This is a genomic window from Clostridium sardiniense, from assembly GCF_050584765.1.
GTDB lineage: Bacteria > Bacillota > Clostridia > Clostridiales > Clostridiaceae > Clostridium > Clostridium sardiniense_A.
The window spans coordinates 292,158-316,995 of sequence record NZ_JBNOOR010000001.1 but is presented as its reverse complement, the minus strand read 5'-3'; the positions used below and the strand labels follow the sequence as shown (position 1 = coordinate 316,995).

22 protein-coding genes are annotated in these 24,838 nt (G+C 28.0%); 6 read left to right on the top strand and 16 right to left on the bottom strand.

Annotated features, from left to right (window positions below; genetic code table 11):
• Nucleotides 1-47: 47 nt before the first annotated feature.
• Nucleotides 48-812, bottom strand: a complete 765-nt coding sequence (locus ACQPUW_RS01585) for a DeoR/GlpR family DNA-binding transcription regulator (protein WP_430835743.1) — start codon at nucleotides 810-812, stop codon at nucleotides 48-50.
• Nucleotides 813-980: 168 nt separating this feature from the next.
• Here ACQPUW_RS01585 and ACQPUW_RS01580 point away from each other — a divergent pair, with 168 nt between their 5' ends.
• Nucleotides 981-1,772: an HAD family hydrolase gene (locus ACQPUW_RS01580; RefSeq protein ID WP_430835742.1), complete on the top strand. Its 792-nt coding sequence runs from the start codon at nucleotides 981-983 to the stop codon at nucleotides 1,770-1,772.
• A 69-nt stretch (nucleotides 1,773-1,841) separates the two neighbouring features.
• On the opposite strand, the gene ACQPUW_RS01575 is transcribed toward ACQPUW_RS01580, so the two are convergent.
• Complete coding sequence (locus tag ACQPUW_RS01575) at nucleotides 1,842-6,647, bottom strand: Ig-like domain-containing protein (protein WP_430835741.1); 4,806 nt, start codon at nucleotides 6,645-6,647, stop codon at nucleotides 1,842-1,844.
• Nucleotides 6,648-7,420: 773 nt separating this feature from the next.
• Between ACQPUW_RS01575 and ACQPUW_RS01570 the strand changes: the two genes are divergently transcribed.
• Nucleotides 7,421-8,095 (top strand): hypothetical protein, encoded by a 675-nt coding sequence (locus ACQPUW_RS01570; RefSeq protein ID WP_430835740.1) that lies wholly within the window; start codon nucleotides 7,421-7,423, stop codon nucleotides 8,093-8,095.
• 74 nt (nucleotides 8,096-8,169) lie between these two features.
• Here ACQPUW_RS01570 and ACQPUW_RS01565 read toward each other — a convergent pair whose 3' ends face one another.
• The gene (locus ACQPUW_RS01565) at nucleotides 8,170-8,406 is read right to left on the bottom strand and encodes a hypothetical protein (RefSeq protein WP_430835739.1); all 237 of its coding nucleotides are present in this window, start codon (nucleotides 8,404-8,406) and stop codon (nucleotides 8,170-8,172) included.
• 98 nt (nucleotides 8,407-8,504) lie between these two features.
• The gene (locus ACQPUW_RS01560; protein ID WP_430835738.1) at nucleotides 8,505-8,876 is read right to left on the bottom strand and encodes a hypothetical protein; all 372 of its coding nucleotides are present in this window, start codon (nucleotides 8,874-8,876) and stop codon (nucleotides 8,505-8,507) included.
• A gap of 447 nt (nucleotides 8,877-9,323) precedes the next feature.
• Between ACQPUW_RS01560 and ACQPUW_RS01555 the strand changes: the two genes are divergently transcribed.
• Nucleotides 9,324-9,623, top strand: coding sequence for a YciI family protein (locus ACQPUW_RS01555; RefSeq protein WP_430835737.1), 300 nt, complete (start codon nucleotides 9,324-9,326; stop codon nucleotides 9,621-9,623).
• 209 nt (nucleotides 9,624-9,832) lie between these two features.
• Here ACQPUW_RS01555 and ACQPUW_RS01550 read toward each other — a convergent pair whose 3' ends face one another.
• From ACQPUW_RS01550 to ACQPUW_RS01515, 8 genes are all read right to left on the bottom strand, one after another.
• Nucleotides 9,833-10,723, bottom strand: a complete 891-nt coding sequence (locus ACQPUW_RS01550; RefSeq protein WP_430835736.1) for a sensor histidine kinase — start codon at nucleotides 10,721-10,723, stop codon at nucleotides 9,833-9,835.
• Nucleotides 10,724-10,788: 65 nt separating this feature from the next.
• The gene (locus tag ACQPUW_RS01545; protein WP_430835735.1) at nucleotides 10,789-11,643 is read right to left on the bottom strand and encodes an ABC transporter permease subunit; all 855 of its coding nucleotides are present in this window, start codon (nucleotides 11,641-11,643) and stop codon (nucleotides 10,789-10,791) included.
• Nucleotides 11,643-12,560: an ATP-binding cassette domain-containing protein gene (locus tag ACQPUW_RS01540; RefSeq protein ID WP_430835734.1), complete on the bottom strand. Its 918-nt coding sequence runs from the start codon at nucleotides 12,558-12,560 to the stop codon at nucleotides 11,643-11,645. Before ACQPUW_RS01540 ends, ACQPUW_RS01545 begins: the two co-directional genes overlap by 1 nt.
• A gap of 139 nt (nucleotides 12,561-12,699) precedes the next feature.
• Entirely contained in the window at nucleotides 12,700-13,398 is a 699-nt protein-coding gene (locus ACQPUW_RS01535; protein ID WP_430837258.1) for a response regulator transcription factor, read from the bottom strand.
• Nucleotides 13,399-13,779: 381 nt separating this feature from the next.
• Entirely contained in the window at nucleotides 13,780-14,103 is a 324-nt protein-coding gene (locus ACQPUW_RS01530) for a hypothetical protein (protein WP_430835733.1), read from the bottom strand.
• A gap of 395 nt (nucleotides 14,104-14,498) precedes the next feature.
• Complete coding sequence (locus tag ACQPUW_RS01525) at nucleotides 14,499-15,809, bottom strand: M20/M25/M40 family metallo-hydrolase (RefSeq protein ID WP_430835732.1); 1,311 nt, start codon at nucleotides 15,807-15,809, stop codon at nucleotides 14,499-14,501.
• A gap of 25 nt (nucleotides 15,810-15,834) precedes the next feature.
• The gene (gene hydA, locus ACQPUW_RS01520; RefSeq protein ID WP_430835731.1) at nucleotides 15,835-17,217 is read right to left on the bottom strand and encodes a dihydropyrimidinase; all 1,383 of its coding nucleotides are present in this window, start codon (nucleotides 17,215-17,217) and stop codon (nucleotides 15,835-15,837) included.
• A gap of 357 nt (nucleotides 17,218-17,574) precedes the next feature.
• Nucleotides 17,575-18,618: a hypothetical protein gene (locus ACQPUW_RS01515; RefSeq protein WP_430835730.1), complete on the bottom strand. Its 1,044-nt coding sequence runs from the start codon at nucleotides 18,616-18,618 to the stop codon at nucleotides 17,575-17,577.
• A gap of 210 nt (nucleotides 18,619-18,828) precedes the next feature.
• Between ACQPUW_RS01515 and ACQPUW_RS01510 the strand changes: the two genes are divergently transcribed.
• Both ACQPUW_RS01510 and ACQPUW_RS01505 read left to right on the top strand, forming a co-directional pair.
• Nucleotides 18,829-19,665: a deoxyribonuclease IV gene (locus tag ACQPUW_RS01510; RefSeq protein WP_430835729.1), complete on the top strand. Its 837-nt coding sequence runs from the start codon at nucleotides 18,829-18,831 to the stop codon at nucleotides 19,663-19,665.
• Between the two features lie 172 nt (nucleotides 19,666-19,837).
• Nucleotides 19,838-20,242 (top strand): DUF3796 domain-containing protein, encoded by a 405-nt coding sequence (locus ACQPUW_RS01505; RefSeq protein ID WP_430835728.1) that lies wholly within the window; start codon nucleotides 19,838-19,840, stop codon nucleotides 20,240-20,242.
• A 148-nt stretch (nucleotides 20,243-20,390) separates the two neighbouring features.
• Here ACQPUW_RS01505 and ACQPUW_RS01500 read toward each other — a convergent pair whose 3' ends face one another.
• Nucleotides 20,391-21,224, bottom strand: coding sequence for an MBL fold metallo-hydrolase (locus ACQPUW_RS01500; RefSeq protein ID WP_430835727.1), 834 nt, complete (start codon nucleotides 21,222-21,224; stop codon nucleotides 20,391-20,393).
• A gap of 351 nt (nucleotides 21,225-21,575) precedes the next feature.
• On the opposite strand from ACQPUW_RS01500, the gene ACQPUW_RS01495 reads away from it, so the two are divergent.
• The gene (locus ACQPUW_RS01495; protein WP_430835726.1) at nucleotides 21,576-22,013 is read left to right on the top strand and encodes a hypothetical protein; all 438 of its coding nucleotides are present in this window, start codon (nucleotides 21,576-21,578) and stop codon (nucleotides 22,011-22,013) included.
• A 475-nt stretch (nucleotides 22,014-22,488) separates the two neighbouring features.
• Here the strand turns inward: ACQPUW_RS01495 and ACQPUW_RS01490 are convergent, their stop codons facing one another.
• From ACQPUW_RS01490 to ACQPUW_RS01480, 3 genes are all read right to left on the bottom strand, one after another.
• Complete coding sequence (locus tag ACQPUW_RS01490; RefSeq protein ID WP_430835725.1) at nucleotides 22,489-23,133, bottom strand: prolyl oligopeptidase family serine peptidase; 645 nt, start codon at nucleotides 23,131-23,133, stop codon at nucleotides 22,489-22,491.
• Nucleotides 23,134-23,324: 191 nt separating this feature from the next.
• The gene (locus ACQPUW_RS01485) at nucleotides 23,325-23,900 is read right to left on the bottom strand and encodes a GNAT family N-acetyltransferase (RefSeq protein WP_430835724.1); all 576 of its coding nucleotides are present in this window, start codon (nucleotides 23,898-23,900) and stop codon (nucleotides 23,325-23,327) included.
• A gap of 61 nt (nucleotides 23,901-23,961) precedes the next feature.
• A complete protein-coding gene (locus ACQPUW_RS01480; protein WP_430835723.1) occupies nucleotides 23,962-24,648 on the bottom strand; it encodes a 5'-methylthioadenosine/adenosylhomocysteine nucleosidase in 687 nt (228 codons plus the stop codon).
• Nucleotides 24,649-24,838: the final 190 nt, after the last annotated feature.

Below are 24,838 nucleotides of genomic sequence, written 5' to 3'. Positions count from 1 at the left end.
ATTATTGCATATTGGGTTATTTGTAATATACTTTAAATAGAAAATTTTTAAAGTAGCTTTACATCATACTCTTTAAGTCCCTCAACAACATTTTCATTTGGCAATTCCTCCGTAATAATACAATCAATATCTTTCAGATTAGAAAAGTTAAATGCTCCATCCATATTAAATCTTTCATTTGGTGCTATTAAATATCTATTCCTTGATATGATTATAACTGCCTTTTTAGTACTAGCATCCTCTGATTCAGATACACTAACACTTCCATCCTTAAGATCTATGCCACTACATCCTATAAATGCTTTATTGCATCTATAAAGTTTAATTTGATCAATAGCATAAGAGCCCACACTTCCACCTACAAGTGCATTATAATCTCCTCCAATAAATATAAAATGTATCTTTGAATTTAATGGAATTATAGATGATATCTCAAACATATTAGTAATTAAAGTTATCTCTCTATCACTCTTTATAAGTATCTTTGCAAGAATATATGAAATACTTGATGCATCTAAAAATATTGTATCTTTATCTTCAATCTCTTCAGATGCTTTTCTTGCTATAATCTCTTTAAGCTCAGTATCTTTTCCTACTCTTTTTAAGAAGCTCTCACCATTTACTATAATACGTTCTCTCTTAATAGCACCTCCATAAGTACGTTTAAGAAGGTTTTCCTTCTCTAATACCTGAAGATCCTTTCTTATCATACTTTCACTTACATCAAATTTTCTACTTAAATCTTTAACAAATACTTTTCCGTCACGGTCAAGCATTTCCAATATATATTTATGTCTTTCTTCAATAAACATAATATTCTCCACCTATTCCTATTCATTCTCATTATACTAATAATAATATAACCACAATATAAATTCAATTGACTTTTATAATTATTTACTTTAAAATGATAATAAATAGTAATAAACGATAACAAATATAACATTTTATTTATTATTAATAACAAAGGGGTTGGGATTATGAAAAAAGCAATATTTTTTGATATCGATGGAACACTAATAGATTGTATAAATGGGTTAACTGATATCACTCCTAAGGTAAAGAAAGCAATTAGAAAATTACAATCTGATGGAAATTATGTATTTATAGCAACTGGTAGACCATATGCATTTCTTAGTGAGTCCTTATTAAATTTTGGATTTGATGGATTTGTTCTTACAAATGGTGCTCAAGTAATTGTTAATAATAAAATGATTTATAAAGAACCATTGGACAAGGGTTTTGTAAAGGAATTAACTGAGAACTTTGATGAACTTCACATTCAATATATTCTTCAAGGTGAGACTTACTCATATATAAAGAAGGAATTTAAAGAATTTTATTCATTATATACTAGTATAGATATAGCTGAAAAATATCTAACTAGAAATTATAATATTAATGATATAGATGTTTATAAGATAGAAATGTTATGTCCAGATGATAGAGCTATGGATTACTGCTTATCTATAGTAAATAACAATAAAGATTATACTAATACATACGATGTAAATTTAAGAACTTTTGAGCTATATTCAAAGCATAATACTAAGGCAACTGGAATCTTAAAAGCATTAGAATATTTAGATATTCCAGTAGAAAATAGTTATGCCTTTGGTGATGGCATGAATGATATTGAAATGTTGTCTACTGTTGGTTGTGGAATAGCTATGGGAAATGCTAATGATGATGTAAAGATTTATGCTAAAGAGATAACTGATACAGTGCATAATGATGGTATAGCTGTGGGAATAGACAAGTATATACTTTAAAGTTTTATTAATAAAAAAGTAGAAATACCTTTCATGTATTTCTACTTTTTTTAATATCTTAAAAGCTATTTACTTTTTATTAAGCTTGTCTTTCTTACGATGTAAAAAAATTAATCCAATCAAAGTAATCAAAGCACCTATCTGTACTAACGTATCACTCATACCTGTTTTAGGTAAATCATCTTTATTCTCATTAGGCTTATTACTATTACTTGGATTTTGAGGCTTCTCCTCATCTGATTTATCTGAATCTGTTGGCTTATCTCCATCTGGCTTATCTGGATCTACTGGCTTATCCTCATCTGGCTTATCCTCATCTGGCTTATCTGGATCTACTGGTTTCTCCTCATCTGGATTCTCTGGATCCGTTGGCTTATCTCCATCTGGATTCTCTGGATCTGTTGGCTTATCCCCATCTGGATTCTCTGGATCTGTTGGTTTCTCTTCATCTGGATCATTAGGATTTGTTGGCTTTTCTTTAAGTTGATTAATTGCTTCTTGAAGTTTTTTAATCATTGCATCACGTTCTTCTTCTGAATCAATACCATTTTCTACGCCTTCTTTGACCTCTTTAAGGACTGACATAAATATTTCTTTTGTCTCGTCTGTAATGTTTTCTAAATTTATATTTTCAGCCTTTTCAATTAATGTAATTAAATCTCTGATATCTATTTGCTCTTTTGCATTTCCAACTGTAAATGTTTTAAATTCAAGTGAGCGGCCATTTTCATGGATAATTCTTATAACAATCTCATCACCATTTTCAACTTCAACTGTACTTGTTCCTTTTAACTCCTCTACTTTAACTCCACTTCGTTTCATAACTGATACATTTGCATTCTTATCATTAGCTTTAGCATCAATTACAACTTTATTTGTCTTATTTTCTAAATCAATTTTATCTGATTCAAGGTCTACACTATTATTATTTAAAACTATTTCTTTAATACCTTTTTCGATTGGTGCATATCTCATTACATGTACAGTATGCTTTGTCTTTGTAATACTATCATGAGCAATAGCTTCAAAAGCAATACTATTTACCCCATTATATACTGGAGCAGTAACTGTTGCTTTATTTCCTACTTGGTTTACTTCATACTCAATTCCATGATCATGATTTTTTACAATAAGCTTATCTGTTCCTTCAGTTAATTCAACATCAAATGTTATAGTGCTATCTTTTTTATCTGTATTAATAAATGAATTTTTATCATCAAGATTAATTTCACCAAATCCTTTTGCATTAATAGATTTAATGCCAGTAGCATTTGATTTAATTTTATTAAGTTTTACACTACCAAACCTTCCATTTAATACGTCTTTATCTTTAATATCAACAACTTCTTCAGTTTTATTATCATAATCCATAACATGAAGCTTTGTAATCATTGCTGGAATAGTAATTGTATCTCCATCAACAACTTTCTTACCATTCACATAAACCCCTTCAAGTTCTTGTGCTTTATGAGAAATTGTTGTATCAAGTATATTTGAAAATTTACCACTTGGTAATTGTGAAACAACATATATCTTATAATCACCATCTTGTGATAACATAACCTTAGTTCCTTCTACAAGTTGTGTGTTACCATTCCCATTTATAATCACAAAATTCTTACCTTCATAATTTGAATCAAATGTCATATTTATAGCTTCATGATTAATAACTTCATGGTTTAAGTTTGAAATTATAAATTCTGATTTATCTAATGTCATAACTGGCAAAGCTTTAGTTCCCATGACTTCATCAACTGTACCACTACCTATTTTTATATCTGTAATCTTTAAATCTTTATTTGCTTGAGCATTACCCCATCCTGCAATAGCAAGTTTTAAATTATCTCCAAAGCTTTTAATATCAACTGTTTGAACTTTATTTTTAACTCCATCTATTATGGAATATAAATTTACTAAAGTTCCTTGTTTTTCTATTGCAAATGTTGCTTTGCGAACACTATTTTCACTTGTATTATTAGTTGAATATTCAGTTCCCCTAGCATTTACTTCATGAACTGTCCCAATTCCATCTGCATGAGCTCGTTTTCCTATTGATAGATAATTATCACGATCAACTGTACCATCAGCTTTTTCCTTCATAATTAATAAATATGCTGAATCCCAATTTGAACTAGATCGCTCTGGTAGGCCATCAATTGTTACAATTCCTGTGAAGTTATTTTTATCAACTGAATCTAAGTTAAGAGTTACAAGATTACTTAGTCTATTATCATTTCCCCATAGATCATTTCCACTTTGACGTGTTATCTTAATACTATCTTCACTAATTACACTATTAGCATCTTTATCTTCAATTTTAATAATAGGATTTAAAACTTTTTGATCATCATTTTTATTTACAACCATAAATAGGTTCTTTTCTACACCTTTATAATTTGCTGTAATTCTTGCTAAACCTGATTTTAAACCATAAAATTTATTATTATCAAATCGAATAATATCTTTATCATGAATTGTATATTCAATTTCATCATCATTGATATCACCTTTAACTTTGAAGCCTACACCTGATTCATCATTTATACTCATTACATCTGACTCAAATTCAAAATCTACTACTGGCTTATCTGATGCTTTTGAAACTTTTATTTCTTGTTTATTTGATTCGATAATTGTATCGTTCCATATATAATATGCAAATACTTCAGCATTACCTTCTTTATGAGCTGTCATCTTTCCATTTTTATCAACACTTACAACCTCTGGATTTGTAGATGCATACTGAACATCACTCACGACCTCAGAAGGTTTTGTATTTTCACGTTGAGTTAGTACCTTTAGGTTATCTGTCATTTTAAGATTATCACTACTCATTCCTTCTAATAAGACATTTTGTTTTAATCCATCATCATAAAAATTATTTTCTAAAATGACATTCTTACTATTTTTAAATTCTAAAACATTTGCAACAGTTCCTGAATTTCCTTCTGGTCCACCTGGTAATGTCTTTGGTCCTTCTACTACATTACCATCATAAGTTAGCTTTAAATTACTTTGATTACCAACTTGTAATTTTGTCTTACCTTCAATATTTAGCTCTACACCTGGATCTAATCTAAATACTTTATTATTTCTAAACGTTAGATTTTCTACACTCTCAGCACGTACAGCTCCGTCACTTTCTAAATAAAATGTATTATCCTCAATTAAGATATTCTTGTGTATTGGATTTGATTCATCTGGCAGACCTCCACCTTTTGTTACTGGATGTATATATATTCCAGGAGCATATTTCCACCATGTACGTCCTAGTGTTCTAATATTAAATGTATTATTTCTAATTTCTAAATCACGAATAGGTCCAGATTCATACCATTCATCTGAATCATTTGAGAAAAACATTGTTGGCATTGATGGTGACTCAAAATAGTTATCTTCAATTACAACCTTTTTACGTGATGTTGCAAGAATCATACGAGTAAATACATTTTTGAATTCATTATTTTTAATTAAAATTTCAGGAGTATATGTGGCATTCTCAGCAACAAATTTTGGTTCATTTCCAATACGCTCAGTTAAGAATGATGGTACTTCTTCTTCAAATTCTACAATCATCTCTTTTAAATTATCACTTGTTGGTCCTTCAGCACTTTTAACTGTATATTCTTTTTCATTATCACGAGACTCTAGTGTATCACGTGTATAGAATACAACTTTGTCACCTTTATAATACTGTTTAAATCCACCTTGTTGAGCATGAACATATTTAAGTTTAAGCTTATGAGAACCTATAACCTCTTCTACTCGTGTAAATGTACCATGAATATTTATTGGATCATCATGTGTGTTATTAAAGAATGAATTTTTTATTTCAATCTTACCTTTTGCACCTGAAACATGTATTCCATCTGCAAAACTTGATGTATTACGTCCAGTTTCTATATCCGTCTCCATGCGGACACCATCAAAAGTTACGTTTTCTGCCATCTGTACTAAAAATCCAAATCCATGCATATATGATATTTTTGTATTAATAATATTTATATCCTTACTCTCCCATACAAAAGCACCTGCTGTAGGACGCTCTGCATTAGATACTAATTGAAAATTCATTCCCTTAACTAAATCAAATGCTGGATTTGAATTATATTTAATTCGTACCCTTGAATTATCTAATTTTTCAATTGATTTAGCGTTAGTAAATGGATTCTGATGTGAATAATAGCTACGTCCCATTAATTCTGTAGGATATTTAACTGAAATCCCATAATTTCTGTGATCATTACGTTCTTGCCAGTAATATTCACCATCAGATTTTTGCTCTGATTTCCACAAAATATTTGCACCTTGAATTTCATAATTTAAATATTCTGGAATAAAGTAGTCAACAGTCTTGTTGTCCATATCATAATCAAGTACTGTCATTTCTGATGTTGTAGGTATCTGATAGTCTATACTTAGATTTTTAATCGTTATATTTTCAGACTGCAAAACTGCAAGAGCCATCATATCACCATTAATAATAAACTTTGCTCCTCCCCCATCAATAGTTAAGTTTTTTTGTCCTTCAATTAATATTCCTATTGATTTATTAGGAAATCTTACACTATCAGTATTTGAAGTATGAATTTCACGAATTTGAGCATTCTCTTTATGAATCTGATAAATACCATTATCAAATTTCAAAGTAACATTCTTTCCTTGTTTACCTAATTCTTTTACTACCTCAAATACATTAACTAACGCCTTTGCATTATCCTTTTCCCCTGTTGAATCAACACCATAATCGCCTGCATAAATAATCACATCATTACCATCTGCTGCAAATACCGTACGTGTTGTGCTACTTATGTTTGATACTGTTAATGCTAATAACATAAAAAATACTATTGTTTTTTTATTTATTTTTTTCATTTCCCCCTCCTATGAAAACCTTTCCTAAAATAACCATATTAATTTATTAATACTATCTTTTCTATCCCTCCTTTTTTTGTTTATATTTGTACAAAATTAAATATTTTTTCTATACTATGCCTTTTATTTAAGAGCACTAAATCAAATTTTAAAGATCTAAATCACACATTTTTTTACTTAACAATTTTAAAAGCAACTGATTTAAGCTATAGGTTAATTTATCTTATTATTAAATATATTTATTGTATACATAATTAATATATTTGTTAATTTGAGATTTAATGAATAATTAGGAATATTTTTCATTAATAAAAAGGAATTGGACTTATGAAAAAATCAATATTTTTGATATCCATGGGACACTAATATCTACTGTTTTCTGTGGAATTGCCATTGAAAATGTCATTTATAATATAAAGATTTATGCTAAAGAATTAACTGATACAGTGCATAATGATGGTGTGGCTTTAGGAATAGGCAAGTTTATACTTTAAAGTTTAACAAAAAGAATCCTACTTATATAAATTCTTTTTTTTTGCATAATAGACCATTAAATATATAAATAATAAGATATTCATCTTCTGAGTATAATAGTATAACTATTTTTTATAGAATATAATTGTTATTTTTACTTTTATTGTATATTCTTTTTTCAATTTCGATATATGAGTGTAGATATTTAGCATAAAATTTGTGATAATATGATGCTATGAATACTCATAAACCATTATGTAACACTTTGTATTATAAAGAAATGAAGGAAGGTCTTTTAAATGAGAAAGAAATATTTATTAGCTAGTGTTATAGTCATAGCTATTTTAATTGTAACATTCATTGTTGAATTTAATTCTAAACAAAATAATACACTTAAAACTACTTCTCAAAGTCAAATTGAAAAAACTAACAAGTCAACTCAAACAAATCAAAATAATAATTTAACTCAATTAAAACACTCCAATGAGACTTCTCAGATAAAGGAATCTAATAATTCAGATAAACCAAATCAATCTGATGAACAACCTCAAGTAAATCAATCTAATGAGAGAACTAAGCCAAAGCAACCTAATGAGTCACCTAAATTAAATAAAACTAATGAACAAGTTTCTAAAGAACAACCTTTATCAAAGAAAGAATTTGTATCATTAATATTAAAGAAAGAAACATTAAATCAATCAATTCCAAAATACATTATTCCTATAAAAGCTATAAATCTAAATAGCTCTATTAATTCTGTTAAATTTAAAGAAGTTGATAATAGTGATGGTTTCTTATGTAATGATAATAATAAGCTTGATAACGGTATATTAGTTGGGCTACAGGGTTTTAATCCAAATGATAGTAACCATTATTTCATAATAAAGGATTATGATGCTATTAAAAATGGTGGTAATGGATTAATTGATAAAGGTACAATATCTAATAATGGACAAGTTAAATTTTCTCGATAACTGATGCAGTTCATAATGATGGTATAGCAGTAAAAATAGATATGTGTATACTTTAAATTTAAAAGAGTAGAAATCTACTCTTTTTCTGTTTTCTTCCACTCAATATAATTATAAATTAATCCCATTGAACATACTGCGACAATCAATATTGTAAATGTAGTATTTAAAATAATATTGTCACCTATATACCACATAAATGCTAACAAAATACTACATATAGGTGTCGCCCATAAATTCCTAATAAACTTTCTTCTATGACTTAAATTCAAATATATTAGCTCAAAACCTTGATCTACTTTAATTTTTCTCATAAAAAATTCTCCTTAGTAAATTAATATTTTCTTTTTCTATGTAACCTGCTGCTTACACACTGTTCTTTCCACATAATATATACAAAAATATATTATTTTTAAAAAGTATATATAAGGATTCCTATAATTATAAGTATGACTCCAAATGTTCTTGCAATGTTTATGCTCTTCCTTATTCCAGCTAACTCTATAAACCCAAAAGTTGTATATGGATATATTGTTATTGTCAAACCAAATGATATAAAGGGTAAGACTAATCCCCATGCTCCACTTAAAAAGCAACCAAATATAGATATAATGCAGCTAATTATTAGTAGTAATAAAAACTTATTTTTGTTTTTATTCATATCATTATAGTATTTATTAAACCTTTTCTCACACTCATCACAACATGTATAAAAAGTGTTATTATCTATAGATACTTTTCTACTAGCCTCCGTACATTTATTTCCACAGTAAATACAATTCAAAACGCACCATCTCTTTCCTCATATTTCCATTATATATTAAATATTACTTCTTATCCAATAAGCTCTTATATCATATTAATAACTGAATTTATTTATAGATACTATTCCACTTAAGAAATTTATTAAAAACTAAAACATTATTTATATTTTAGGAATATACTAACAATATTTTATTCTTTTTTAATTCTGTAACAACAAAATAGTTAAATACCTACTATTAAAGAAATTATGCTTAATATATTAAGAGTGTCCTCATATATCCAAACATATCACCAAATAATTTAGCATTCTATGATGCAGTATTAGAGCCAACTATATATCTTGTTATCTTAGCTATAAGTTTAAAATATGCTATAATAAAATTAAAGAAGATAGTATTTAAACTAAAGATAAAATCAAATATATTTAAAAGCTTTAGTTATAATACATAGTTGAAGGAGAAGAAAAATGAAATATTTTATGGTTGAAGGGATAATAAAAAATCCAGATTTAATTAATGATGATATTATGAAAGAACATATGGCTTATTCTCAAAAAGCAATGGATAACGGATTAATATTAATGTCTGCTCTTAAGTCAAATATGAGTGGTGGACTATTTGTTATGATAGCAGATTCTATTGAAAAGATAGCGGACTACTTATCTATTGAACCATTAAAAGTTCATGGGATACAAGATTATAAAATTATAGAATTTACCCCTCATTACTTTAATCAATCCTTAGCAAATGATTTAGTAAATAATTAATAAAGTGATTTTAAATTCTTATCTCATTATTTTCTCGTTTATATAATTCACTTTAACGAATAATATAAAAATTATATAGAGTAACTTGTTAATTTTCAGCAAAACTATAAGGTAGTCCACCATTGGGCTACCTTATAGTTTTGCTTCTTCATATTAAATTTCATCTAATTTTAGTCTGTAGACATGCTGATTTTTAATTATTATAAAAGTTAAACTTTTTTCCAAATAATTTCAATATATAATTTATCATTATCCAACTTAGCTCTTATGTTATGTCCAAGTTTTTCAACAAATGTCTTTGTTATAGCTAATCCTAAGCCTGTATTATTTTTTGTTCTTGATTTATCTCCTATATAAAATCTATCAAATATCTTATGAACCTGTATCTCTTCACTATGATCAACAGAGTTTATGAATTCAGTTACTATAAAATTCTCCTCTTCTTTTAAAGTAATACTTATAAATTTTCCTCCATGCTTTATCATATTTCCAATAAGGTTTGAAAATACCCTATTGACAGCATTCTCATCAGAAATTATATTTGAAGTATTATCTTGAATTTCAATACTAGGTTCAATATGATTACTTATAAAACTACCATAATATGTAGCTATGTTTTCAACTAAAATATCCTTTAAATTGATATTCTTAAAGTTAAATATATAATCATTACTGTTTAGCCTTGATAAATCATAGAAATTTGTAATCAATCTTTGTAAACTTCTTGCTCTTTTATCTACTATATCAAGATACTTCCTTTTTTCCGCTTCACTACTTTTATCATTTTTTATAAGTTGTATATATCCACTAATAGAGGTTAGAGGTGTTCTTAAATCATGTGACATATTTGATATACTTCTTCTAAGCTCCTCATCCATTCTTTTATTTTCTGCTCTAACCTTTTGATTCTCATCATAAATACCATTTATATCTTTTACAAGTTCCTCTATTTCATTATTTATATAATTAGTTTTTATGTTAATATTTTCCCCATTCCACTCTCTTATCTGTTTTGATATATTTTTAATTTCCAACTTAATCCTTACTATGTAAAATACTAAACATATAATAAGAAAAATCAATACGCTCTTTATAACCATACTACTCTCCCATAAAATACTAATAAGGTGACTCCTAAAAGAAGCACCTTAATTTAGTGAAAATCTTATTTTATATCCTGTTTATCAAATATCTTAGTTCCTATTCCTAAAGAAAGACCCATTGTTACTAAAGAAATTCCTATAGATCTTATTAAATCGCTAGTCTCTGCATTCTGTGATGTTGCTAAAGCATTATTATAGTATGGAGTCATTTCATATATGGAATCAAATGTAGGATAAGTTCCATAGAATATACTTATTATTGTTGGAATTAATACAAATAAAACCACTGTAATTCCTATGGTTGCTCCATTTCCTTTTACTAAGGAACTTATTATCATAATTAAAGCTATTACTGCTGAACTTGCCATTATTGAAGCTAAGAATGTCATTGCCATTTTACCTAAATCAGCTAACACTATATCTCCGAAACCATTAATAAAACCCGTTCCTACAAAAGATATTAAAGTTATAATTAATGTGAATATAGAAACACCTACCACCATAGCTATAAACTTTGATAAATAAAATTTTGTTCTACTCTTTCCATAAGCTAGTATATTTTTCATAGTTCCTTCCGAATATTCCTTGGCTAAGAACCCACCAACTAAAACTCCTATTAAAATTTCAATGATACCTACTCCAAAGGATACATAATAAACATCTAATGGACTATTTCCTCTTGGCATATTAAAGCCTATTCTTCCTGGAGTAACAATTGATCCATTGACTTCACTTGTTTGAGCCATTACCTGTACCTCCTCAGGAATATTAGACATGGATTCCTTCATTAAACCATTCATTGTATCTGAAACTGAAAATATACTCATAAAAGCAGATATAACACAAATCATGCATAATACCTTAAAAGCTTTATTTTTCATTAGTTTAAATACTTCTGCTTTAATTAATCTATTCATTATTTAGCACCTCCAACTAGTGTCATAAAATATTCTTCTAAACTTTCACCCTTTAAACCTATACTTTCAACTATAACTCCATTTATTGAAAGTGTTGAATTTATTAATCCAACTTGGTCTAAGTTATCAAAGATTTTTATAATATTGTTTTCTAGTACTATATAATTTTTTATTCCCATTTCTTTCTCAATTAAAACAACAGCTCTATCTTTATCATCAACCTTAATCTCTATATTTTGTCTACATTTTTCATTAAGTACTTCTTCTGAAAGCTCTTCTATGAGCTTACCTTCACTCATAATCCCATAGCAAGTTGCAAGTTCTGAAAGCTCACCCAAAATATGACTTGATATTATTATGGTCATATCTTTTTCTCTATTTAATTTTTTAAGAAGCTCTCTTATTTCAATTATTCCCATTGGATCTAACCCATTTATAGGCTCATCTAATATAAGTAGTTTTGGATTTCCAAGTAAAGCATTTGCTATTCCTAATCTTTGCTTCATACCCAAAGAAAAATTTTTAACTTTTTTCTTGCCTGTATCACTTAATCCAACCAAATCTAAAACTTCATCAACACACTCCTTGCCTGCTATATTTCTAAATATTCTTGAAACCTCTAGATTTTCCCTTGCTGTCATATTAGGATAAAAAGCAGGAAATTCGATTAAACTTCCTATCATAGTTCTAGAATCATTTAATTTTCTTTCTCCACTTCTACCAAATAGCTCAATATGTCCACTTGTTTTATGCGCCAAGCCTGTTATAACTCTAATTAAAGTTGTTTTCCCTGCTCCATTTTTACCTATTAATCCATAAATATCACCTTTTCTAACAGTGATGTTTATATCATCATTTGATAGCTGATTTCCGTATTTTTTAGTTATGCCATATGTTTTTAAAACTAAATCTCTCATTTAAAATCCCCTCCTGATATCTTATGGCTTATTCTATAGATAATTTTGTAAGATATCATAAATCAAAGATTAAGCAAATCTTAAGTTTTTATTTAGCTCTCTTAAGATATTTATTTTGTATGTAGGCTTTAATAACTAGTTAATTAATCTCTTCACCTAATTTAAAGCCTATCCCCCAAACGGTTTTTATATATTCGTTTTCTTGGTCTAGTTTTGAAAGTTTTGTTCTTAAATTGCTTATATGGACATTTACTGTGTTATCATCACCTAAGAATTCATTATTCCATGCGGATTCAAATAAGTTTGCTCTTGTAAAAACCTTCTTTGGATTTGATATTAGAAGTTCTATTATAGAAAATTCCCTTGCAGTTAATAGTACTTCTTTATTCTCTATAAAAGCTTGTCTAGCTTCTAAATCTAGAACCAAATTTTTATATGTAAACTTAGTTTTTTTAACTTCTTTTTTAGAAAACTTTTTATATCTTCTAAGCTGAGCCTCTACTCTAGCAAGAACTTCATCATTATCAAAAGGTTTACTTATAAAATCATCAGCTCCGAGCTTAAGTACATTTATTTTACTCTGAACTCCTTCTTTGGCAGATATAACTACTATTGGAACAACACTCTTATCCCTGATCTTTTCTATAAGCTCTTCTCCACTAATTCCAGGTAGCATTAAATCAAGAACTACAAGATCATACTCAAATTGCTCTATACACATCATTCCTTCCGAACCTGAATATGCCGCCCTTACTGAGTACCCTTCAGTCTCAAGTATTCTAGAAATAAGATTGTTTATATCAACATTATCTTCAACAATTAAAATATTCAATTTTATACCCCCATAACCATACTCAAATATTAATTTTATACATATAAATATTTATCATATTTATTTTTCCTACTACTTTATTACTATCTACATCAATTAAATTTTCTTCATCATCTATTTTTAAGTTTCTATAAATTGTTCCTGTAGCAATTGCAATTATAGTAAATATATATCATAAAAATACCCATATTATAAAATTAATGATACTATAGTACCATTAATTTTATCAATAATTTTAATTTATACATTTATATTCTTTGGGTTTAACCCATTAAAAGTACCAATAAATTATGATTTATTAAATACTGGAACTATTAATATAACATTTTTATTAAACAATCAAGAATTACTAATTTTTATAATTTAATTTCTCAGATAAATTAGAAATTACTTTTTCTTAATGTTCATCCCTACAACCATTCCACCAAGCATTCCAAAGCAGATACCATAAGTAAGAGCACTTGTCCCAAATTCCTCCATAAATGCTGAACCTATTGCTACACCAAAACATATTCCGAGACTCATTCCAATTGACATATAATCCTCTTCTTCAGCTTTTTCTTTTTTCAGCACTGTATTTGTATCTTCAGAGTCGCCTTGACTTTCTGTAGTACTTCTACTTTTATTTCTCTTGCTGAAATTAGTTAGTACTACTGCAATAGTTATACCAAAAACTACCCATGGCAAAGCCGCTAAAATAAAATCGATCATAACATCTCCCCCTATAACTCTTATAAAAATTTTTCCTTAGTAAATTAATATTTTCTTTTATCTATATAACATGCTACTTACACACCATTCTTTCCACATAATATATACGAAAATATATTATTTTGAAAAGTATATATTTCTGTACATTTATTCCCACAGTAAACTCAATTCAAAAGTCACCACCCTTTTCCTCTTATTTCCATTATATCTTAAATATTATTTATTATCCAACAAACGCTTCTATCATATTAATAACTAAACTTATTTATACTTCAGGAAAATACCAACATTTATTCTAAAAACTTTAGCAACTAAAAATAAGGTAAATTATATCAATCTATAACTTACCTTACTTTTACTTATATATCTATATATTTGATTGCTATATTAAAGAATTATTTAATATGACATTCCTCCTTTGATACTTCACTAAGAGATAAGAATATACTAACGTTACCTGCTAATGCCTTTTCCATAAAGTCTATTCTTGCTCTATCTACAGGTCTATGGCAATAAAATTCTTGCATTGGTGAATATCCAATAGCTGGTTTCTTATCTCTTCCTGCTATAACAGATAAATCTGTTCCAAAATCCCAATAACCATACTTAGCTTCTTGTCCTACATTCTCTAAAGCCTTAGCTGCTGCCTTTACAAATTCACTATCTCTATCAATCTTCCACGCCTCTTTAATATTTGGTACCTCAACAGTTCTTCCTGTATAAGTTGTTCTAGGAACTGATGCAACTTTAACATTGGCTCTAAAATATTTATCTTCCTTTGAAAGCTCATCAATTACACCTTGTATTTGCTTTATACAATCTTTATATTCCTCCCCTGGGACAAATCTTCTATCATAAGTTATATAACATCTATCAGGAACTATGCACATAGAACCTGGTGTACAATTAATAATTGTTAATGCTATACTTGATTTTCCTAGATGTTCATCTTCTTTTGCATTTTTACTAACAACTTCTTCAATTTTATCTATAAGTTTTGTGGATTTATTAACTGCATTTACTCCAAGCCAAGGCGCACTGCCATGTGAAGTCACGCCTTCAACTGTGACTAAAATTTCAACCCTTCCTCTATGTCCTAAATATAATTTTAAACTTGTTGCTTCACTTGAAACAACTCCATCATATTCTATTCCTCTTTCTTTAAAGGTATTATCTAAAAGCATTTTCATTCCTAGCTGTTCAGCTGGTTCTTCAAGGACAACTCCTGTAAACATATATCTTCCTTTAAATTTATATCCCATCTCCCTAAGCTTTATCAAAATGCCTCCTGAATATATTTGGCATGCTCCACCAACTTTAACATCAGCTGCTGCCCTTCCATGTATAACTTCTGTTTTTTCTATTTTAATTTGGTCCTGATCAAATATCTCACAGATATCTATTTCTCCTCCATAAGGGTCATATCCACCCCATTCACTTAAATCCCCTGTATCTACATGATCTAAGTGGGAATTGTACATTATTGTTCTACCATCTTCTTCTCCATTTATTATCCCAACAACATTTCCAAAATCATCTCTAAATACCTCATCATAACCTAATTCTTTCATTTCTTTTATATAAAGATCTGCAACTCCCTTTTCATCTCCTGAAAGAGCTGGTACTTTTAAAAGCCTTTTTGCAAAATCTACAGCCATCGGATGCATACTCCTTGAAAGTCTATTTATCTCTTCATATATGTTCATAAAAATTCCTCCCCTATTTAGTAATTTATAAAATTGTAGGAGAATTTCTCTTTAAGAACTCTCCTCTTCCAATCTTTCCAACAAACTCACCTTTATCTGCAATAACTTCTCCTCTACTTAATGTAACTTCAGGAAATCCCTTTAACTTAAATCCTTCATAAGGTGTATAATCTACATTTTCGTGAAGCTTTTCTGAAGTAATATCTATTTCTTTTTTAGGATCAAAAATCACTAAGTCAGCATCACTGCCAACTGCTATAGTTCCCTTCTTAGGATACATTCCATAAATCTTTGCTGCATTTGTTGATGTAACTTCTACAAATTTATTTATACTAATCTCTTTATTAAGAACTCCATAAGTATACAAAAGAGCCATTCTAAGCTCTATTCCAGGCGCTCCATTTGGGATTTTATCAAAAGATTCCTTTCCTAATTCCTTTTGCTTCATAAAAAATGGACAATGATCTGTAGCAACAACTTGAAGTGTATTATTTCTTATAGCCTTCCATAAGCATTTAAAATTCTCTCTATTTCTAAGTGGTGGAGACATGACATATTTTGCTCCTTCAAATCCATCTTTTAAATACTCATTTTCTGATATCAATAAGTATTGAGTGCAGGTTTCACCCATTATAGGATATTCTTCTTCCCTTGCTCTAACTATTTCATCTATAGCTTCTTTACAAGTGTTATGAACTATATATAGTGGTGCTTCTGCCATCTTAGCAATTTTTATAGCTCTTCCCACAGCCTCTCCTTCAACTAATGGTCCTCTTGATATAGCATGATATTTAGGCTCTACCTTTCCTTCATTAAGTAATCTTTCCACATTGCATTTTATAATATGAAAATTTTCAGCATGAACACAAGTAAGTCCACCATTTTCATTAACTTGCTTTAAAGTTTTAAATAAAATTCCATCATCTACTCTCATACCTTCATAAGTCATAAACACCTTAAAACTTGGATATCCCTCTTTAATCATTAATGGAATTTCATTTAGAATTTCATCATCCATATGAGTTATATTCATATGAATTCCATAATCAATTACAGCTTTCCCATCTGCTTTTTCTCTCCAAATCCTTGCAGTTTCTTTTAAATTAGCACCCTTTGGTTGAACTGCAAAATCAACTATAGTAGTTGTGCCTCCACAGGCTGCGGCTATAGTTCCTGTTTTAAAATCATCACTTGAAAAGGTTCCACCAAAAGGCATGTCCAAATGAGTATGTGGGTCTATTCCCCCTGGAAATATATATTTCCCTGATGCATCAATAGTTATATCTCCATCCTCATCTAAAGAAATACCTATTTTATTTATCTTTCCGTTTTTTATTCCTATGTCACCTCTAAAAATGTCGGTAGCAGTTATAATAGTTCCATTTCTAATAATAGTATCAAACCTCATATAATCTCCTCCTTAATTAATATTTAGTTAAACATAGCACGCTACCATATTTACATTATATCAGTTATATGTAAATGTCTTCCCAAGCTTGAATATCAATATTTTCCATTATAATTGACTAACAGTCAAGTAATCTCTTTTCTATAATACATATATAGATTTTCTTCAATTTAATCCTCTTTTCTCTATGTATCTAGTTTTTTTACCTTTATTCTAAAATTGTTAGAATAACTTACACCCAATAGATTTAAATATAAAAAGTTTTACCGTAAATATCTAATACTCATGAATACAAAAAGAGAGATTTAAAAAAACCCCTCTTTTCTCTATTTGATAATTATACTTTTTCTTATAATTTTATCCGTTGTATGGTCTTATAGTTTCTGAAACCTTACTAGGTCCTATTGCACCTCTTGAAAGACTTTCAAACTCATTAACATTTGGATCATCTTCTGAAATATTAAAATCCATTGGTCCACCAACTGTAAATACTTTTCCTCCAACACTCACCGTTCCACCATCAATACAATCTCTTTGATCACCTTTATATATCTTAACTAAAATTCCACCTTCTCGTGCTTTGTTATAATATATAATCATTCCATCATCAACATACTCTACTCTATATTTACCTCTATATTTTGCTGGTAAATCAAATTGTATTCCCAATTTAGAAGAAACAACATGAATTGGCCCACCTTGAGTAGCGTCTTGTGAATGTATATTAGTTACAGCAAAATTGTTATTCATAGAATTTACTTTTGCATCCGCCTTTGCTTTTTCAGCTTTCTCTTTTGCTTCCTGTTCTTTTAATTCCTTTTCTTTTTGTATTTTTATAGCTTCTTCTTTCTTCTTTTGCTCTTCTCTTATCTTATTTCCTTCAACAGTTATATTATCTATTTCTTTTTTCTGATCCTCAGTTGCATAAGTAGTATCTATTTTTATTAAATCTTTTTTGCCTTCTTTAAACTCTTCACTCTTTAATATTTCTTTATTTTTTTCTATGTCTTTTGATACAGTTTCTATGCATTCTTGAGCTTTATCTATATTATTTTTAAGATCATCTATATCTTGCTTTATAGGATACTCTTCATATTCCTTTGGTATTTCATCTATGTACTTTTTAGCCTCATTATAATCTTTTCTATTATAGCTTTCATTTGCTTTTTCATAGGTTAAAATTATGTTTTGAAGTAATTTAATATCTGAATTTTTATCATATATATTTGCAGCTGATTGAAGATCTTTAAGTGCTTCATCATACTTTTTGTTATCAATAGCTTGTCTGCTTAAGACCAAATACTTTTTATACTCCTTATATTTATAACCTAATGTTCCAGCTGTTAATACTATAACTACAGCTAATCCCCCTATTATTAAAGTTAAAGTCTTTTTCTTCATGTATTTCCCCTTTTCATTTGTTTAGTTTGTAATATCCTTTCTTATCTTATTATATACAGCTAATCTTTTCTATATTTTACGTTTTATTGTGCAATTTTCTAACAATACTAATAAAAGTTATCATGCTCCCAATTTGTATCTTTAATAATTATATACAGCCTTATTGGGAACAACTATTTATATATAATTCAATTTTAAGGAGACATAAAAATGCTAGTAATAGGTTCTCATTTATCAATTGCAAAAGGATTTACAAAAGCAGCAGAGACAGCTTTAGAAATGGGTGCAAATACATTTCAATTCTTTAGTAGAAATCCAAGAGGAAGTAATTCTAAAGTTCTTGATGAAAATGATATAAATCAGTTTCAGAAAATAAGAAAAGAAAACAATTTTGGTCCTCTATCAGCTCATGCGCCCTACACTATGAATCTTGCAAGTGCAAAAGATGAAGTATATGAATTTTCAAATAGAGTTATAAAAGAGGATATACAAAAAATGGATTCACTTTCAATAGAATATCTGTGTATGCATCCTGGAAGTCATATAGGTTGTGGAATTGATACTGGAATAAATAAGATCATAAGTGGTTTAAATCATGGTATAACTAAAGATCAAAATATAGCAGTACTTTTAGAAACTATGTCTGGTAAGGGTACCGAAATAGGCTTTAAATTTGAACATTTAAAAAGAATAATAGATGGTGTGCATCTTAATGAAAAATTAGGAGTATGTCTAGATCTTTGCCATGTATTTTCTGCTGGATATGATATAGTCAATGACCTAGATGGAGTTCTTGAAAATTTCGATACAATAATAGGACTTGATAGACTAAAAATAATTCATTTAAATGACAGTATGATGCCATTTGGTGCAAATAAAGATATACATACAACAATAGGTAATGGTCAAATTGGAATGCAAGCTGTAATTAACTTAATGTCTCACCCTAGTATAAAAGGTAAGCCTTTCTTTCTAGAGACTCCTCTTGAAACAGAAGGTCACAAAAAAGAGATACAAATTTTAAAAGAACTTTTAGACTATAATTAAAAAATTTTAATATTTTAAGTTAGAGGAAGAGTCTTAAGGAAGTGCTCTTCCTTTATATTTTTAATTTATATCTACAACTCATATTGTATCATGTTATAATTATACATATTATTACTATTTAGTAATTAAATGTTTGTTTAAACTTGGATTATTGATTAGAAAGGAGTTCTGTATGAAAGATTTTACGCTTAAGCCTCACTTCGCTTTACTTGGTCTTTTAGGTTTCTTAGGTCTTATTCCAATTGCAGGTGAAAAACCTACTTACTTTGCATTTGTATTTTTCAGTTTCTTTGGATGGTACTTCTTTGCAAAGCTACCTCAAAAATCATCTGACGAAAAATTTATATCTGCCAAGCAAAAGTCATCTCAGATTATGCTTGCTACCTTTGCAATTCTTTGTTTTTCCATTTTATTCTTCTTAGATAGAGGAACAGTAAATGTAGATACAATAGTTATCTTTGGTACATTATCTTATTCAGCAGTTTTTATATTATGTCCTGCACTTACTTATCATTTTTACAAATCAGAACCTAGTGAAGAACTTACTTATAATGACGCACATACTTTGGATAAATGATTTATAACACTATATTTCTATTTATTATAGAAATATAGTGTTATAAAAAAGAGAGAGTAATACTTTTGGTATACTCTCTTTCTAATTATATCAAAGCTTCCTTAAAGGTATAAATAAATCAACTTAAATACTCATATTAATTTAGACTTTAAATATCTATAACCTTCCCCGTCGATAGGTACTTAATTTGCTCACCAAGTTCATCTCTTAAAATATTAAAAGCTTTTATCCCTGTACAATGACAAGTATAAAACTCAGTATCTTTAATAGCTAAAATATCACCTATAGCTTTAATTAATTCCTTGCTTTCATACTTTTTCATTGCTGGATTAAATAAATGAAAACCACCAATTACAGTATTTAGGTTTTGTCCTACTATTTCTTCACCTTTATCTAAGATATTTACTATTCCATTATGAGCACATCCAGCAATTAATGTATGTCTATCCTTTTCTGTTATTATTAGATTTTGCTCATGTTTAAAATTATCCTTAATATACTTATTATCCACCTTCATAAGTAATGAGTTATTAGCTTTTGCTACTAATTCTCTCCTTGATACATTTGAGAATAAATATAACTCATCATCTATTTTTAAATTATTATCTACAAATATAATTCTATCATTAAATTTATTAGAAATATCTAATCCTATAAAACCTTTAAATATACCAAATATAGATACATAATGTGGCATAAAAGCATTTCTATTAATATATATCTTTGCTTTCTTATTTTCCTCTAAAAATACACTAAGTCCTCCACCATGATCCCTATGCCCATGAGATATGATTACTATATCTATATCTTTTATATCAATATTTAACTTTTTAGCATTTTCAATAAATAAATCATCTTCCCCTAAGTCAAACAGTATATTATGATTTGAAGTTTTTATATTCAAACATAATCCATGCTTGCACCTATAGTCAGTTGATACAGTAGTATTCTCTACTAATGCTGTTACTTTCAAATATTTCACCTCTACCAATAAAATTTTATTATTAATTCTAGTTAATTTATATTATAATTATAATCTTTCAATACCATTAGTTGCATAAATTATTACTATTTTTTATAACTAATAATTACATTTCTCTGAGATAGAACATTATAGCTTGCAAAAGTATTTAGATACCCTAATGCATAATTTCATCTTCTGACGATCCTATAATTCCAATTCTCATAACTCTTCACCTCATTAATGTAATTATATAAGTTTATCCAATATTTTCTAATATTGTATGCTAACTATACAAAAATAAAAGTATAATATTTATATGCAAGCTAATTAGAATATAATATTAATTACCTTTCAAAGGGAGGAAGGTTTATGAAGAAAATTAGTATTTCAAACATTATATTATTTATAGTAGCCCTACTATTATTAGGTGGTTGCTTATACTTTTTTAACGAAAGTAGAAAACCAGACAATAAAATAATAATAGGAATACCTGCTAATGAAGAAAGAACTGATTATGGAAACCCAGTTAATAGCAAAGAAGATGCTAACTATATAAGATTGGCGTTAATGTGCTCTATTTCTATTGATAAACCAGAAATATCTAATAAACTACCAGATGCAACTATTAGAATAGATGATGCTAATGAAGGTGTTACTTACTTATTCACAGATGTTTGGTTTGATAATGACAAAGTTATCTTTGCATTAGGAGGCAAAGATTCCCCATACGGTACTGAATATAAAGAAACAGTTGGAGACTTAGGGAAAGAAATTATTAATTATATCTCAAAATACAAACCTAAATAGTAAAAAACAACTATAAGACATTAATCTTATAGTTGTTTTTATTATTATGAACAATATATATTTTAAGAAGTAACTTATGATAAAATCTATTTATATGCTCTTCTTATTGGTTAATATCTACTCCTTTATCGCTCCATCTTCTATCCTAATTACACATTCACATTCATTAGCTATATTTATATCATGAATTATTATTATTACAGTTTTTCCTTTAGTAATTATATAAAAAACTAAATTATTAATGCTTAATTTATAGAATATAATGGGAAATAAGTACAAATTATATTATTAACTTTATTGCATTGAAATTTATTACAAAAATTGATTCTTAATTATATAAATGAATCAATTAATTTAATAAATAATCTCTATTTAAAACCAATATTGATAAATGACTATAACTAAAATATCCAGGTTTATACTTGTCCATTTTACTATTTAACTTCTATAATATGAATGCTATTTATTAGAACTGTTATATATTATTAATCATCCATTCATAAATATCATTTTTCTCAAAAATCTTAGTGCATAATTCATGTCCCATATTTAAATCAATGTCTACTTTAACATTAGCGCCTACTTTGGTAAGTGCTTCAGCAATTACCAGACTCTCACTGACATCAACCTCTTTATCATTTTGTCCATGTGCAATATATATTGGAATATGTTTTATTATATTAGCATATTTAGGTAACATTGCCCCTCCTGCAACTGAAACAATACTTTTGAACAAATTAGGTCTTTGCATTGCAAAATTCCATGCTCCATAAGCCCCTAAGCTTATTCCAACTAAACATATTCTATTTATATCAACTCTATATTGTTTTGCTACTTCTTTTAATAAAATTTCAATATCTAAAAAGTGCATGTCCCAAAAGTTATTATTGTGACATTGTGGTGAAAGGACACTGAATGGAATATCTATATCTTTTAAATATCTATGTATTCCGTATTTCTTTACTAAATTAATATCATCCCCTCTTTCTCCAATTCCATGTAAAAATAGAATCATAGGGAATTCTTTATCTTGGTCAGAATAATAGTCATTTGGTAAGTTTATTATACAATTTAACTTATTTATTTTCTCTGTATTAAAACTTATATCTATTTCAACCATACTTTTTATATACCTCTTTTTTATTGAATTAATTAATATAGTAATACAAGTATTCGTTTATCCTATATGTTGTATCACACAGAGTTTATTGATAATTAATATTAATTATTCATATACTTATATAAATATCAGCTGTCTATTCTTAAATACCTTTACCATGGTATAGTTATAAGACACATTATAACTATAAATTAAGCAATAATATTCCTTGCTTTTTTCCACTCTTCCTTAGATATTTCATAAATTTTCACATCACAAACGCCCTTATCATTAGGTATTTCAATATCCTTTAAAGTTTCAACGTATTCCATTCCACTCTTAATCATCACTTTACCTGATGCACCATTTCTTGTATCATGCCTTGCTGTTATCTTATTAAAATCAACTTCTTCAAATAAATAATCAATTACAGCCTTTAAAGATTCAGTCATTATCCCCTTGCCCCAATATTTCTTTGACATGCAGTATCCTATATCACAAGATTTATTTTCTTCATCAATTTCTACTACAGCTATACTACCAATAACTTCATTCTCATCTTTTAAGTTGATAGCCCAATTATAATTATTACGATTCTTATATTCATTAATCCACAAATTTATTAATGAGTTTGTGACACTTAAATCTCCATGTGGATTCCATGTTAAATATTTTGTAACTTCAGGATCATTAACCCAGTTCTTAAAAGCAGCCTTGCTATCTTCTAACTTAAATTTTTCTAATAATAGCCTGTTTGTATCTATTCTTTGAGTACCTTTGTGTATCATTTCTTATCCCCCTTTTTATACTATATATAATACTTTTTTATTAATTGCTTGTCCTCTAAATCTATTTTATACCCTCTAATAATTTCTTTAATACATCAATAGAATTATGTGATGCTTTGCTACAATTTTCTTCAAAGACTTCTATTCCACAATCTCCTTCAGTATCTGTTATTGATCTTATTGCTATAAAAGGAATCTTATTTACATAACACACATGTGCAATGCCCCCAGTTTCCATATCTACACAAAGTGGATTATACTTAGAAACTATCTCTTCCCTACCTTCTTTAGTTATAAAGGCCTCTCCTGTAACCATCCTACCTAATACTACTTTCTGATTAAATTTATTTTTCTTTATTATATTCTCACATATAGACATCATCTTACTATCAGCCTTAAAATATATACTTTCCATCCATGGATGATACTCTGTCAAGATGCCTTCATCAACATCATGATATGCAACTTCTGTTGATATTACAGTATCACAAACCCTTAATCTATCATCAATACCACCAGCGACTCCAGTTATTATAATATGAGTAATATCAAACTTATCTATTAATATTTGAGTTGCTATTGCTGCATTCACCTTACATACTCCACAGTAAAGTGCTACAACATCTACTTTTCCATAATTTCCACTATAGAATTTTAGTCTAGCAAAATCATCTACTTCTTTATTCTCTATACATTCTATAAAAGGCATAATCTCATCTTCTGATGGACCAATAATTCCAATTCTCATAACTCTCCCCCTTAAATTAACATATAAATTTATTCAATATTTTCCAATAATATATTAATTATAATCCTATATCGGCTAAAAATTCTATCTATTTTATATAGATTTTAAATTTTAACACTAATAATTAAATAATCTTTTTAAAAGGCTTTGTTTTAAATTATTGTGTAGTAAAGGAAATACCATAAAATTT

Bases quoted from the DNA above. Each gene is read 5' to 3' on its own strand.
- ACQPUW_RS01585 (WP_430835743.1), bottom strand. From the start codon at position 812: ATGTTTATTGAAGAAAGACATAAATATATATTGGAAATGCTTGACCGT.
- ACQPUW_RS01580 (WP_430835742.1), top strand. From the start codon at position 981: ATGAAAAAAGCAATATTTTTTGATATCGATGGAACACTAATAGATTGT.
- ACQPUW_RS01575 (WP_430835741.1), bottom strand. From the start codon at position 6,647: ATGAAAAAAATAAATAAAAAAACAATAGTATTTTTTATGTTATTAGCA.
- ACQPUW_RS01570 (WP_430835740.1), top strand. From the start codon at position 7,421: ATGAGAAAGAAATATTTATTAGCTAGTGTTATAGTCATAGCTATTTTA.
- ACQPUW_RS01565 (WP_430835739.1), bottom strand. From the start codon at position 8,406: ATGAGAAAAATTAAAGTAGATCAAGGTTTTGAGCTAATATATTTGAAT.
- ACQPUW_RS01555 (WP_430835737.1), top strand. From the start codon at position 9,324: ATGAAATATTTTATGGTTGAAGGGATAATAAAAAATCCAGATTTAATT.
- ACQPUW_RS01550 (WP_430835736.1), bottom strand. From the start codon at position 10,723: ATGGTTATAAAGAGCGTATTGATTTTTCTTATTATATGTTTAGTATTT.
- ACQPUW_RS01545 (WP_430835735.1), bottom strand. From the start codon at position 11,643: ATGAATAGATTAATTAAAGCAGAAGTATTTAAACTAATGAAAAATAAA.
- ACQPUW_RS01540 (WP_430835734.1), bottom strand. From the start codon at position 12,560: ATGAGAGATTTAGTTTTAAAAACATATGGCATAACTAAAAAATACGGA.
- ACQPUW_RS01530 (WP_430835733.1), bottom strand. From the start codon at position 14,103: ATGATCGATTTTATTTTAGCGGCTTTGCCATGGGTAGTTTTTGGTATA.
- ACQPUW_RS01525 (WP_430835732.1), bottom strand. From the start codon at position 15,809: ATGAACATATATGAAGAGATAAATAGACTTTCAAGGAGTATGCATCCG.
- hydA (WP_430835731.1), bottom strand. From the start codon at position 17,217: ATGAGGTTTGATACTATTATTAGAAATGGAACTATTATAACTGCTACC.
- ACQPUW_RS01515 (WP_430835730.1), bottom strand. From the start codon at position 18,618: ATGAAGAAAAAGACTTTAACTTTAATAATAGGGGGATTAGCTGTAGTT.
- ACQPUW_RS01510 (WP_430835729.1), top strand. From the start codon at position 18,829: ATGCTAGTAATAGGTTCTCATTTATCAATTGCAAAAGGATTTACAAAA.
- ACQPUW_RS01505 (WP_430835728.1), top strand. From the start codon at position 19,838: ATGAAAGATTTTACGCTTAAGCCTCACTTCGCTTTACTTGGTCTTTTA.
- ACQPUW_RS01495 (WP_430835726.1), top strand. From the start codon at position 21,576: ATGAAGAAAATTAGTATTTCAAACATTATATTATTTATAGTAGCCCTA.
- ACQPUW_RS01490 (WP_430835725.1), bottom strand. From the start codon at position 23,133: ATGGTTGAAATAGATATAAGTTTTAATACAGAGAAAATAAATAAGTTA.
- ACQPUW_RS01485 (WP_430835724.1), bottom strand. From the start codon at position 23,900: ATGATACACAAAGGTACTCAAAGAATAGATACAAACAGGCTATTATTA.
- ACQPUW_RS01480 (WP_430835723.1), bottom strand. From the start codon at position 24,648: ATGAGAATTGGAATTATTGGTCCATCAGAAGATGAGATTATGCCTTTT.